This window comes from uncultured Bacteroides sp., assembly GCF_947632445.1.
Classification (GTDB): Bacteria; Bacteroidota; Bacteroidia; order Bacteroidales; family Bacteroidaceae; genus Bacteroides.
In genome coordinates, this window is the sequence record NZ_CANRPM010000072.1 from 1 (window position 1) to 12,002 (window position 12,002).

10 protein-coding genes and 1 pseudogene are annotated in these 12,002 nt (G+C 49.4%); 7 read left to right on the top strand and 4 right to left on the bottom strand.

The window, feature by feature from the left end; all coding sequences use genetic code 11:
* Positions 1 to 496: 496 nt before the first annotated feature.
* Positions 497 to 619 (top strand): annotated as a pseudogene (locus Q0Z70_RS11460) (ketol-acid reductoisomerase); the annotation flags it as partial.
* A 134-nt stretch (positions 620 to 753) separates the two neighbouring features.
* Here Q0Z70_RS11460 and Q0Z70_RS11465 read toward each other — a convergent pair.
* Complete coding sequence (locus Q0Z70_RS11465; protein WP_298074647.1) at positions 754 to 1,740, bottom strand: GNAT family N-acetyltransferase; 987 nt, start codon at positions 1,738 to 1,740, stop codon at positions 754 to 756.
* A gap of 94 nt (positions 1,741 to 1,834) precedes the next feature.
* Between Q0Z70_RS11465 and Q0Z70_RS11470 the strand changes: the two genes are divergently transcribed.
* The 6 genes from Q0Z70_RS11470 (at position 1,835) to Q0Z70_RS11495 (ending at position 5,681) form a co-directional block, all read left to right on the top strand.
* On the top strand, positions 1,835 to 2,395 hold the full coding sequence (locus Q0Z70_RS11470) for a nitroreductase family protein (RefSeq protein ID WP_298074650.1): 561 nt from the start codon (positions 1,835 to 1,837) through the stop codon (positions 2,393 to 2,395).
* Positions 2,373 to 2,708, top strand: coding sequence for a hypothetical protein (locus Q0Z70_RS11475; RefSeq protein WP_298074652.1), 336 nt, complete (start codon positions 2,373 to 2,375; stop codon positions 2,706 to 2,708). The genes Q0Z70_RS11470 and Q0Z70_RS11475 overlap by 23 nt, the downstream gene beginning before the upstream one ends.
* An 18-nt stretch (positions 2,709 to 2,726) precedes the next feature.
* A complete protein-coding gene (locus tag Q0Z70_RS11480; protein WP_298074664.1) occupies positions 2,727 to 3,533 on the top strand; it encodes a Rossmann-like and DUF2520 domain-containing protein in 807 nt (268 codons plus the stop codon).
* 30 nt (positions 3,534 to 3,563) lie between these two features.
* A complete protein-coding gene (locus tag Q0Z70_RS11485) occupies positions 3,564 to 4,094 on the top strand; it encodes a 3-deoxy-D-manno-octulosonate 8-phosphate phosphatase (protein ID WP_298074654.1) in 531 nt (176 codons plus the stop codon).
* Positions 4,095 to 4,126: 32 nt separating this feature from the next.
* Positions 4,127 to 4,711 (top strand): Maf-like protein, encoded by a 585-nt coding sequence (locus tag Q0Z70_RS11490; protein ID WP_298074666.1) that lies wholly within the window; start codon positions 4,127 to 4,129, stop codon positions 4,709 to 4,711.
* 838 nt (positions 4,712 to 5,549) lie between these two features.
* The gene (locus Q0Z70_RS11495) at positions 5,550 to 5,681 is read left to right on the top strand and encodes a hypothetical protein (protein ID WP_298074657.1); all 132 of its coding nucleotides are present in this window, start codon (positions 5,550 to 5,552) and stop codon (positions 5,679 to 5,681) included.
* A gap of 411 nt (positions 5,682 to 6,092) precedes the next feature.
* Here Q0Z70_RS11495 and Q0Z70_RS11500 read toward each other — a convergent pair whose 3' ends face one another.
* From Q0Z70_RS11500 to Q0Z70_RS11510, 3 genes are all read right to left on the bottom strand, one after another.
* Positions 6,093 to 7,721, bottom strand: a complete 1,629-nt coding sequence (locus tag Q0Z70_RS11500; RefSeq protein ID WP_298074659.1) for a DUF5123 domain-containing protein — start codon at positions 7,719 to 7,721, stop codon at positions 6,093 to 6,095.
* Positions 7,722 to 7,742: 21 nt separating this feature from the next.
* Positions 7,743 to 9,752, bottom strand: a complete 2,010-nt coding sequence (locus tag Q0Z70_RS11505; RefSeq protein WP_298074661.1) for a RagB/SusD family nutrient uptake outer membrane protein — start codon at positions 9,750 to 9,752, stop codon at positions 7,743 to 7,745.
* Between the two features lie 22 nt (positions 9,753 to 9,774).
* Positions 9,775 to 12,002 (bottom strand): SusC/RagA family TonB-linked outer membrane protein (locus Q0Z70_RS11510; RefSeq protein ID WP_298074662.1); only part of this gene is annotated, 2,228 nt, incomplete at its 5' end.

Genomic DNA, 12,002 nt, shown 5'->3' on the forward strand with positions numbered 1-12,002 from the left:
TAACAGATAAATTGATATATTTGCAAAACTAAGAGGTCTGAAGACTGACTCCAGACACACTGAATGAAACACTACCTCCGTGAACTATCGAAGCCTCAACATTCTCCAAAATTAAACCCAATGTAAGTCTATGCAAATGTTTCGTTTTAATCTGCCTTTCATAGTGCCTTACATAACTAACTGAAACACAAAGTAATAAAGCCACTTTCCACTCAATCATCGTTATACATTTCGTTCTGTGCCCCATAAGATGTAGAAATTAAAAAATTGTTGTAATCATTCTACAGTTGAAGGAAATGCCATCGTAGACTACAATTATTATTCTGTGTCAGCTGAGAACTGCTTTTGGTTAAATGATATTGTAGAGAATGCTGGAAATGAAAAAGGCTTCGAATATGATATTTCTTACAACACAGGAATAATGGGTCTTATATTCCTGACTACAGTGATTGCAAATTTAACAATACTGATGTACTATAATATGTTGAATAAATAGATTGACAGCAACTCCAGGCCCGACTACCGCGAGAAGCTGAATGCCGAACTGAAAGCCCTGCGCGAGAGCGAGATGTGGCAGACAGCTGTTACGGTACGCAAGTTCTGCCCGGAGAACAACTAAGCGTATTGGATTGAAAAACTTCAAGGGAGTGCATCGGCTTGGATACGGCCGATACATTCCCTTTTTACTCTATTTTTATGACGTATATTAACGTGAGTCCGATATAATTCGAATTGCTGTCCTTAAATAGGCGGTTATTTATAAATCCAGGTCAGCACCCGGTTGAGCCATTTCCAGCGGAAGCGAAACCAGCGTCGGGTGCTGATTTGTTTTCCGCCGAAACGAAGAACGAACTCTCGATAGCCATGGTGGCGGAAGGGGAGACCTACGTCCAGAAACTCCAGATGGCGGCATCCCCGTTGGCGGGCATCGTCCAAGGCTTTCCATACAGCCAGTACACCGGGGTATTGCAGGGCGTAAGTTTTACGCATGCCGCCCGAGAACCAAAGGTAGGCATTATCGCCCGAGTAGATGCAGGCGCTACCCCCGATAATCTTGTTTTTGTAAGTAACGATAAAGATGCGGCTTTGCCGTTGTGGGTCGTTTACCTGCCGGGCCAATTGGTAGAAGAACTCCCGACTTGGGAAATGGCGGCGTATTTTCCATGAATAGACGTGGTGTAGCATGTGGGCAAATGCTTTGACCTCGTCGACGGATTGGGCTTCCTGTACTTCGGCACCGTTTTTCAATCCCTTCTTGACTTGGCGGATGCGCGAAGGGCTGAAACGTGCTTCTATACGGTCGGCATTATGCAGGGAGTTACGTACACGAAGCCAATTGATGGGGAAGTAGCCGCATGAGCGAAACGAGCGATAGCCGAAGCGGGCATCGGGCAAATTACGGAATTCGATGAGGAAACATTTCCGCAGGGCTTCTTCGGTGAGCCGCTGGAGCATGTCTTTGAAGACGGCTTCGGAATTAATGCTATTTGTCAAGAATTCTCCATTGCCGAAGACTTCGCAGCGATGGATGATGCCGGGCGGGAACAGGCGTACACTGCGGCGAATAACGGCCAGTAATCTGGCAATAGGCTGCCCGTCGAGACTCGCTACGATGAGCAGGGGATTGTAACCCAGTGTCGCTTCGTAGATGCGGAACAAGGTCGTAGAATGGAAGGTGTCATCTCCCGGCAGGGGAGGAATGTCGCTTCCCGCATGATATGTCGTTAGTTTAAGAGGCATCGACGGCAAAATTAGAAAATATTCTCGTATCTTTGCAACGTTTATCGAGTTTAATCGGGAAGAGATCGCTCTCTTCACTAAAAGATGATTTAGTATGGAAAGTTTCAGCGAATTGATAAAGAGCCGTCGCAGCATGCGCAAGTTTACAGGCGAGGAATTGGCGCAGGAAGAAGTGGTAGCGTTGATGAAGGCCGCTTTGATGGCGCCGTCATCGAAGCGCAGCAATGCCTGGCAATTTGTAGTGGTGGACGATAAAGAGACGCTCGCGAAGTTGTCTCGTTGTAAAGAACAAGCCTCTCAGTTCATTGCCGATGCAGCGCTGGCCGTGGTTGTCATGGCCGATCCGATGGCCAGCGACGTGTGGATAGAGGATGCCTCCATCGCCTCCATCTATCTCCAGCTGCAAGCCGAAGACTTGGGATTGGGCAGCTGCTGGGTGCAGGTGCGCGAACGTTTTGCCGCGCCCGGTGTGACGTCGAACGAGTATGTGCACGAGGTGCTTGATATTCCCCTTCCGCTTCAGGTGCTCAGCATTATCGCCATCGGCCGTAAGGGCATGGAGCGCAAGCCTTTCAACGAGGAACACCTGCAATGGGAAAAAATTCATTTGAACAAATACGGAGGAAACGACGGTGAGTGCGGCAAAGGCGAGTAACAACAAGGATACGTACAAGGCTGCGGGGATTACGCTGGTAGTCTTCGGCGTGCTCTATCTGCTGGACAAATGGGTGCATTTTGAGTCATCGGGGCTGCCGTGGGTCATGCAGAAGGACTATTTCCTGCTCTACACGGCCGTCATTTTCCTGCTGGTCAAGCACGATAAGTCGGTGGGCTTGGTGCTCGCCGGCCTTTGGCTGATATTGAACTTCGGACTGATAACGGCTCTGGTGGGCACCCTATCGGCCTACCTGCTTCCATTGGCCTTGTTGGTGACAGGCATTATTCTTTATTTTATAGCTACGAGATAACGAAACGAAAAATCCATGATAATGAGAAGTATAGAAGATACATCCATTGTATTCGTAGGCGCGGGGAACCTGGCTGCCAACCTTGCCCACGCCTTCTACCGTAAAGGATTTCGGGTGGCTCAAATATATAGCCGCACGGAAGAGTCGGCCCGCACGTTGGCTCAGGTTGTGGAGGCCGAATATACCACGAATTTGGAGGATGTGGCCTCCGACGCCCAGCTCTACATCGTGTCGCTGAAAGACGATGCCCTGGCGGAACTTTTGCCTCAAGTGGTGGCGGGCCGCGAAAAGGGAGTTTGGGTGCATACGTCCGGAAGCATCCCGATGGACATCTGGAAGGGGCACGTGGAGCGCTATGGCGTGTTCTATCCCTTGCAGACTTTCAGCAGGAATCGCCTGGTGGACTTCCGCGAAATCCCCGTCTTTGTCGAGGGAAGCTCGGACGCGGAGGTACAATTCCTCAGGCAGATAGCTTCGGCCTTGTCGGGGAAGGCGCAGGTGGCCGACTCCGAGCAGCGGCGGAACATCCATTTGGCGGCCGTCTTCACCTGCAATTTCGCCAACCACATGTATGCCTTGGGCGAGCGTCTCTTGCAGAAGAACGGCCTTCCTTTCGACATCCTGCTGCCCCTTATCGACGAGACGGCCCGCAAGGTGCACGGGCTTTCGCCCCGATCGGCGCAGACCGGCCCTGCCGTGCGCTACGACACGGGCGTCATCGAGAAACATCTTGACATGTTGGCCGACGAGCCTGAGATGCAGCGGCTCTATCGCCTGCTGAGCGACGACATTCATCGGATGGTACAAAATCCTGACATTCCGTGAAGAAGAAACGATAAAATAAGTGAACGGCTTGTGAGTACGATCAATTACGATTTAAAGAAGATACGCGCTTTGTTGTTCGATGTGGACGGCGTGTTGAGTGCGAACGTGGTCTATATGAACCCCGAAGGCGAGCCTATGCGCACCATCAACATCAAGGACGGCTATTCGCTCCACCTGGCGGCGCGGATGGGCGTATTGCTGGGCATCATTACGGGTTCGCTGGCGATGACGGTACGCCATCGCTTCCTTTCCCTGGGCCTGAAGGAAGAAGACATCTACCTGGGTTCGTCGTTCAAGATACGCGACTATCTCGACTTCCGCGACCGCCACGGCTTGCGTGATGAAGAAATCCTGTATGTGGGCGACGACATTCCCGACATCGAAGTGATGCGCCGCTGCGGCTTGCCGTGTTGCCCCCGCGATGCCGCCCCTGAGGTGAAGGCCGTGTCCCGCTACATCTCGCATGCCGAGGGCGGTCATGGCGTGGGGCGCGATGTGGTGGAGCAGGTGCTCAAGGTGCAGGGCCTCTGGATGGCCGACGAGACGGCTTTCGGGTGGTAGCCGCTTGTTATGAATTATTACCATATTCCGTTATGCTGGACAATCTTAGGAAATACCGCGTAATCTTGGCGAGCAATTCGCCCCGCCGTCGGGAGCTGCTTTCCGGCCTGGGCATCGGCTACGAAGTGCGCACGCTGCCCGATGTCGGCGAGGCCTACCCCGACACGCTGCAAGGCGGCGATATTCCGCTCTACATCGCGCGTGAGAAGGCGGCCGCCTATCGCGGCTCGATGCAGGCCGACGAGCTGATAATAACGGCGGACACCATCGTCTGGCTGGACGGCCGCGTGCTGGGCAAGCCCCGCGATCGCGAGGACGCCTTGCAGATGCTTCGCCGCCTGTCGGGCCGCACGCACGAAGTGTTCACCGGCGTATGCCTCACCACCACGGCCTGGCAGCGCAGCTTTTCGGCCCGGACGGAAGTCCGCTTCGCATCGCTGGATGAGGACGAAATCCGCTGGTACATAGACCGTTACAGCCCGATGGACAAGGCGGGAGCCTACGGCGTGCAGGAGTGGATCGGCTTCGTGGGAGTGGAGCATATCTCAGGCAGTTATTTCAACATCATGGGGCTGCCCGTGCAGCGGCTCTATCGGGAGTTGAGAAGGGTGGAATGAACAGATGTCATTTTCTCTTTTCCCAACATGAGTCCCCTTTAAATCACCTGCCCGTCCGGCACGGAGACCTTGCGTCCCAACTGTGCCGCGCAAGCCTTGCCGAGAGCCGCCGGCCGGCTCCCCGATGCTTCTCCCGCCGCCGGCGTAATGCCGTCCCTAAGTACGCCTCGCGGGGGTTTTGCCTCCCAATGTTCTTGTTTGTCGACTATGCAAAGTTAGGCATAAAATTTCAAACATGCAATACCCCGACGAAAAAAATCCGCACTTTTCCCTTTTTTTCCGCCGCCCGTGACAGTGTGACAACGTGACAATTACCCAAATGAGCTTTTCCACTTCCGACCCCCAAAAGTGTGTTAAAAATTTTAATACTATATATATTATATATATATTATATATATAATATATATAGTATTAATTGTAACATCCACTTCCAAAAAACCGATTTTAGGTAATTGTCACGTTGTCACACTGTCACGCCTGAGCAAACATCAACAGGCTGATACCGAAGCCTTTGCAGATATTCCTTCCTTCGCCGGAGCGGCAGACGGGAAAAAACGACGCACCGCGCCCCGACGCGCCCCGCTGCCGAAACCGCCGCTTTCCGCCCGCGAACAGGCCGCGCAGCGCATTGAAAATCAACGGATTGTAATTTTTAACACGAAATCCCCGCTTTATTAACAGATTTTCACCGAATACGAATACCCCGTTTTTGGCGGGTCGGAAGAAAGTCCCTATCTTTGCTCTCGTCGACAAGGGAAACCCGACGGATGCCGGCCCGGCGCGCTTCCCGAAACGAGAGAATGAACACGAACAACAAACCAAAAAAAACGAACAAAACATGTCAACAATCGGAACACTGAAGTACAGACGCTATGCGGCCAAGCAGCCGCAGAAGCCGCAGGAGGCGGCCAAGTGGTACGCCCGCGCCGTGCAAGACCGTCGCAGTGTTTTTCATAATATTGTCTACTGAATCAGGGCATGTGTCCGGAAAAACAGGAAACTGTCTGCTTGTTCAGGAAACGGAGTGTCCGGCCATTCAGGAAATAAACTGTTTTGTGTCTACTGAATTTAGGAAAAGACATTCTTTTTTACTAAATGTCACGATAACAGATGTTCGTGATGAAATTGTGTACTGATCTGCACCTTGAATGTACGATGTTGGTATAGCGTCTGCGGTTGCGATGAAGATGTTCTTTGTCTTCAAGAAAGAGTTTTTTCGTACATTCGGATGCGAAATTTTGTCAAGGACAAGTAATTCGCTGTTTTTTGATTTTATTTTGAACGGATACAAAAAACCAGCTAATTCACAATTTCTCGAATATGAATTAGCTGGCTAATCTTTTATTATTTATGGAATATTCTTCTTAGTGTTGTTGGAAGATTATTCATACCAGCGTGGATCACCAATTCCAAACAAATCTTTGTTTAAGAGGGTGAAGTCTGTATTACTGGGATCTTTGAATATATCTGTAGAAGCCGCTACAGGTTCAGTGAGGTCTACACTGAAGCCGTTGCTTGAGAATACACAGTCTGATGCGCACCAAGTATCCAGTGTTGTTACTGTTCCCGATGTACGGATACCCCTTCCATTCATCATACCGAAGATGACGCGGTTCAAATTGACGTTGGTTGAATTGCCGTTTGCGTCAATGAAGTAGCGGCTGCTTCCGCCTACAGCGTCATAGAAGGTACAGTCTGTAATGTTAATGTTGGCAAGGTTACATTTGCTGGCCTGTATGAAGTTGTGGTCTACATTGTATATAGTGCTGTTCGTCAGGCTAAGTTCAGAGATGGTGTACGTTGCACCGTCTACACGGAATGTGGCATATCCACCTTCACCAACGTTTCCGATGATTGTATTCTTTACACTGAGGGTACCAATGGTCTTGGCATCGTTACTTTGCAAGCGTACTACGCTTCTGTTGAGGTAGTCGATGGTACAGTCTTGCAGTTCGAACAGGTCTACTGTAGTGGCTTTACTTTGGTTGACAAGGTATTGGCAACCATCGTCAACAATCTGTACATTCTCAAAGCGAATATAGGCATGTGTACCGCCGATTTCCAGTGATTTGGGGAATTTCAGGACGGGCTGTGATGCACCTGCCAATCCGAAGAATGTGATGGACATACCGTCGGGAATGGACAGAGTAGTGGTTTCTCCATTTTCATCTAATCCGTACATGGAAATTTCGTCACCGGCAGCAAAACCGATAGTCAGGCTGTAGGATGCGGCTCCACCGGCTGCAGCTTGTGCTTGTACGGCCAGTTCGTCGAGCATGTCTTGTGTAAACTCAATGGTTCCGGCATCGTATGAATACTTCAGGTCGCCGTCTGGCATAGCTGCTGTGGTGCTTACATTGATTGTGCCGCGTTTGGACTCGTTGTTATAAATAACAAAGCGGTATTCTGTAGAAGCTTCCAAGCCGTTGACTGTACATTGGCTGCTGCCAATCTCATCGGCTGTCAATTCTACTGTCTTTATCCGTGTGCCATCGGCTGTCTGTACTTCAATGTGTGTAACTTCGGCACCTTCTTGCCAACTCAGGCGAATCCACGAATCGGAGCGGTCGGCCATTTCGGGTGTGTAGAATATTTGTTCTGCATCGGTTTTGAACGAACGCATGTCGTCGTCCTCATAGTAAGTCCACTTGGAATTGGTAATCCCTGCATTGGGGGCTTCGGCACGTACGCGTATGAAGTAGTAAGTGTCACCCATCAGGTTGTCCAATGTATAGGGTTGTTCGTACAATGTATCGATTCGGGAGCCGGTATGTACTTCGTCTTGGTAAAGCGAGTCGGCATTGCATTCCAAGATGTAGTATTCTGCATCGGGCAACCAGTCGAATTCAATGAGTGCGTAGGTGGCACTGGGTGTTATGGATATTTCACTGGGACGGAACAGACGGTTGTGTGAGGTGTCTGTACTCCAGTCGTTCGGGTCTTCGCATGCGGCCATTCCCAATACAAGTGTACCGGCTGCCAGCATTTTCAAGAATATATTCGTTTTCATGTTTTGTATCACTTATAAGGGTTAGAAATTATAGGAGTTTTGCAGTGTTCCGTTGGAGTCGCTGATGGTATTGCTGCCTAAACGGAACAAGTGACGGTTTACCACACCGGCTGGAGCTGTTCCCTGCAGTCCGTTGACCTTGTCATATTGTATGAGTCCGCTGCTGATCCATTGCAGGGCGTCGTATGTGCTATTGGATGTATCTACGCTGCCTGTGCTTGTATCATAAACACTGCCCCAGAAGCTGGAATTCTTGTATCCGGCAGCGGTAGCTTCGTCGTCGGAACTGAAAGGCGATTCGTACCACGTGATGGAAGAATAGTCAATCTTGTTCCATTCTTCGGCGTTGTCATTTTCCTTATAATAGATTTTACGCGGATAGACCTGATTGTTTACGGCATAGCGGTAACTGTCGAGCATCTCCACTGTCTTGTCAATAAGCAAGCCCCAGCGTATGAGGTCGTATTTTCGGATGGCTTCGCCACCGAATTCCCATGCGCGTTCATTGACAATGGCTTCGAACATGCTCTCTTTGTTGGTCAAGGCTGCTACATAGTTGTCTACCTTTTCAGATTTCAGGCTGGCGTCGAATGCACGCTCGCGTACTTTTGCCAAAGCTTGTTGGGGAGTCATCGAGCAGGTTTTGCCGTTACTGGTAGGACCATAGAGTTCGTTTACAACTTCGGCGTACATCAGCAGGACATCGGAATAACGCATTACTACCCAGTTGATTCCATAACCGGTTTTTGAGGTTACGGCTTGGTTCATGGCACGCCAGCCTTCGGTCATCTTACGGGGATCCCACTTGGCTACATAGATACCGAAAGGAGCGTTTTGCATCGTTTGGGTTGCAGTTGCATTCCTCAATTCGTATGGAGCGCAAGTTACGTCACGGCGCAGGTCGTTGTGGTCGAATGACCAAAAGTAGGGAGCTGTCAGTTTTACCTTGCCTGATGAATTGCCAAATCCAAAATAGGTGGTAGGAGAAGACAGACGAACGCCGGCGGTATATCCCATTTCACCTGAATAGTTCATGCCGTGGGCTACTTCATAGAGGTTTTCGTAATAGGTTTGGTCAAGTGACAGTTGGTTCAGGCGGTACCATTCGTTTTCGTAGCTGGGATTCAGTTGGTGGTGCCCGCTGTTAATGATTGCTTCCAGACATTCCAGCGCATGTTCGTACAGTGTGCGGCGTTTAGAGTCGCTTGGGCGCATGGTAGGATAAGTGTCGTCGCTCAGAGGCAGTCCGTTGGTAAATTTGCCTTGTAAAGCATTGTCTTTGTTGGCTGCCAATTTCACGTAACCTTCTTTAGTGCTTTCGCGGATAGAATATCCGGCTTCGGCTAAGGCTATGCGTGCGGCCAGTCCATAGGCAAATCCTTTGGTGCAATGTTCGGTGGTGTAGCTCTTTTCGCCGGCCCATGGCAGCAGTTCGGCCGCTTCGGCCAAGTCGACCAGCAAGGTGTCCATGATGACATCGCGGTCGGTCTTGGGCAGGTAGAAATTGGAACCATCGGCTTGGGTTGATTCCAGTTTCAAGGGAACATCGCCAAAATGGCGTACCAAGTCGAACATGACCATAGCACGCAGGCAAAGGGCTTCTCCTAACAGTCCGCGCATCCCTTCTTCATTGGCGATATTAGAATTGCGGATGCCTTCGATACAGAGGTTGGCATTTTCCACCATCTCATACATTTCGGTCCAGTGGGTAGGGAAACGGTTCCAGTCTGTAGGATTATAGTTACAATTTCCGCGTTCGCCATCTTGAACGGATGTTTCCGATGTCAGTGCGTCTACAATTTCCACGTCGTTGTTCATGCTAAAGTTGAGTGGAATGCGGCAGCCGTAGGTGTGGTCGAGTGTCAGTCCCGAATAAATCTTGTTGACAGCCTGTCGGGTTGTATTCTCAGAATTGAATACTGTCTCGGGATATAATTGGGAAGGAGATTCCTGGGTAAGAAAGTCCTCACACGAAGTCAGGCCGAAAAGTCCAACCCCTAAAAACAATATGGCTTTATATATCTTTTTCATGATTTTTTGGTTTATAAAGATTTTAGAATGTAACGTTAATACCTCCTACAATAGAGTAGCTCTTGGGATATGCTGCATAGTCTACGCCCGGAGTCATCGGGGTACTGGTACAGCAGTCTACTTCGGGGTCTACCCCTGAGTATCCGGTCAGGGTTAGGATGTTATAGGCTGTTGCGTAGATTCGTACATTTTGCATTTGCAATTTGCGTACAAAATTCTTAGGTAAGGTATAACCTATTGATACGGTTTGCAGACGCAGGAATGAAGCATCTTCCACATCCCAGCTGGAGAGTGGACGGCCGGTTACGGTTGCCGGGTTAAAGATAGTCTTTCCGTTGTTCACTTCGTTGATATGTGCATAATAAGCATTTTCGCCATAGGTGCTAATGTAGTCGTTGGCATAGTTGCGGCCCATCATGTTTTCACCTGTAGCAGGGTCAATACGGGCATAGCGGTCGGCTAACGTGAAGTTATTATTCAAGTTATAGTTGCGTGACGAACCGTTGTACATGGATGAATATGCTTTGGTCGCGTTCACAATCTTACCACCCAGCTGATAGTTGAAGAAGATGTTGAAGTCGAAGTTCTTCAGGAAATAGCCATTGAAACCGAAACCGCCGACAATAGGTTGTATAGTGTTGCCCAAGCGCACTTTATCGTTTTCGTCAATGACGCCATCATTGTTTATGTCTTCAAACTTCATGGAACCGGGTTCCAGTGAACCGCTGATGGTAGAGTAAGAATTGGCCACTCCGTCTTTCAGTACCCACTGTGTGCCGTTGAAATACATGTCGTCTGTTGTATAGAAACCGTCATAATTATAGCCGTAAACTTCACCCAAGCGTCCGCCTTCTTCAATTAAGAAATCATTCAAGCTGATAACGGCTGAACCAGACCATCTACTGCTTTGCCAAGCAGAACCGCCAGGCAGCTTGTCAATTTTGCCTCGGTTGTATGAGATGTTGAAATTGAAATTCAATCCCCAGTTGGCTTTATCGGCAATGTTATAATCCATTTGGAGTTCAATACCTTTGTTGGAAGTCTGGCCAACATTCTGATATTGTGTCTCGTATCCGGTTGAACTTGGAATGGTTTGTTCCATCAGCAAATCTTTGGTGGTGTTCCAATATACATCCAAACTACCGCTCAGGCGGTTGTTGAAGAAACCAAAGTCAAGACCAATGTTGCGGGTAATGGTCGTTTCCCATTTAAGGTCGGGGTTGGAAGCGCGGGAACCGTGTTGCAGAATGGTGGCTGATGTTTCATCGAAATAGATGCTCTTGTCTGAAGTACTGCCAAGCGAGTATGTCGTGTACATATAATCTGCACTGATGCGGTTGTTACCAGCTGTACCGAATGACAGGCGGAGCTTCAAATTCGAAAGCCAGTCGGAGGCATCCTGCAAGAAACTTTCTTCATTCATACGCCATGCCAATGCAACAGAAGGAAATATCCCCCAGCGGTTTCCTTCTGAGAAACGACTGGATCCATCGGCACGTATGGTAGCAGTCAGCAGGTAGCGGTCGAAGAGGCTGTAGTTGACACGGCCGAAGAAGGAGGACGTATTGTCATTGCGATCAATTGTCGTTTCGGTCGGTAGTGCTGTACCGTTACCCATGTTGGCCAAAATCTGGTCTATCGTATTATCGGTAGGGAAAGCGACAGAAGTCATGGCTGTCGTTTTCTTCATGGTGCTGGTCAATTCCTGTCCGCCCATGATGTTGAACTTATCGTTGTCGAAGAATAATTTTTTCCGGTCATAGGTTAAAGTGTTGGCGATACGCCAGTCTTTTTGCTCTACCTTAGTGAGGTAAGCTTGCGGTTGTCCTGAATAACCGAATTTAGAGTTGGTAGCAGCTTGGTAACCCCATACTTGGTCTGTATTGTTGTAACGCCAGCCATAGCCATATTCAGAACGGAATTTCAATCCTTTGATTGGTTCCCAAGTGAAACCGGCATTGAAATTGTCTTGCAGTCGGGTCTGTTTCTTGTAAGTGGCATTGGTACGTACCAGCGGGTTCCAGTCTGTATTACCGGTATCTTCATCAAACGAATCGGACAAGCGTGCTACCGGTCGATAGATGGTGGAACGTGCTACAATAGAGTAGGCTTTGCTGCTTTCCTGAGTATCGGCACCGCCACTCAAACCGTCGATGATGGTATAAGAGAAACGGGAGCAGCGGCGTAGTTCCGTGGCAGGGCTAACCGAATATCCGACTGACTCGGTACATGAAGAATGGCAGGTCGGAG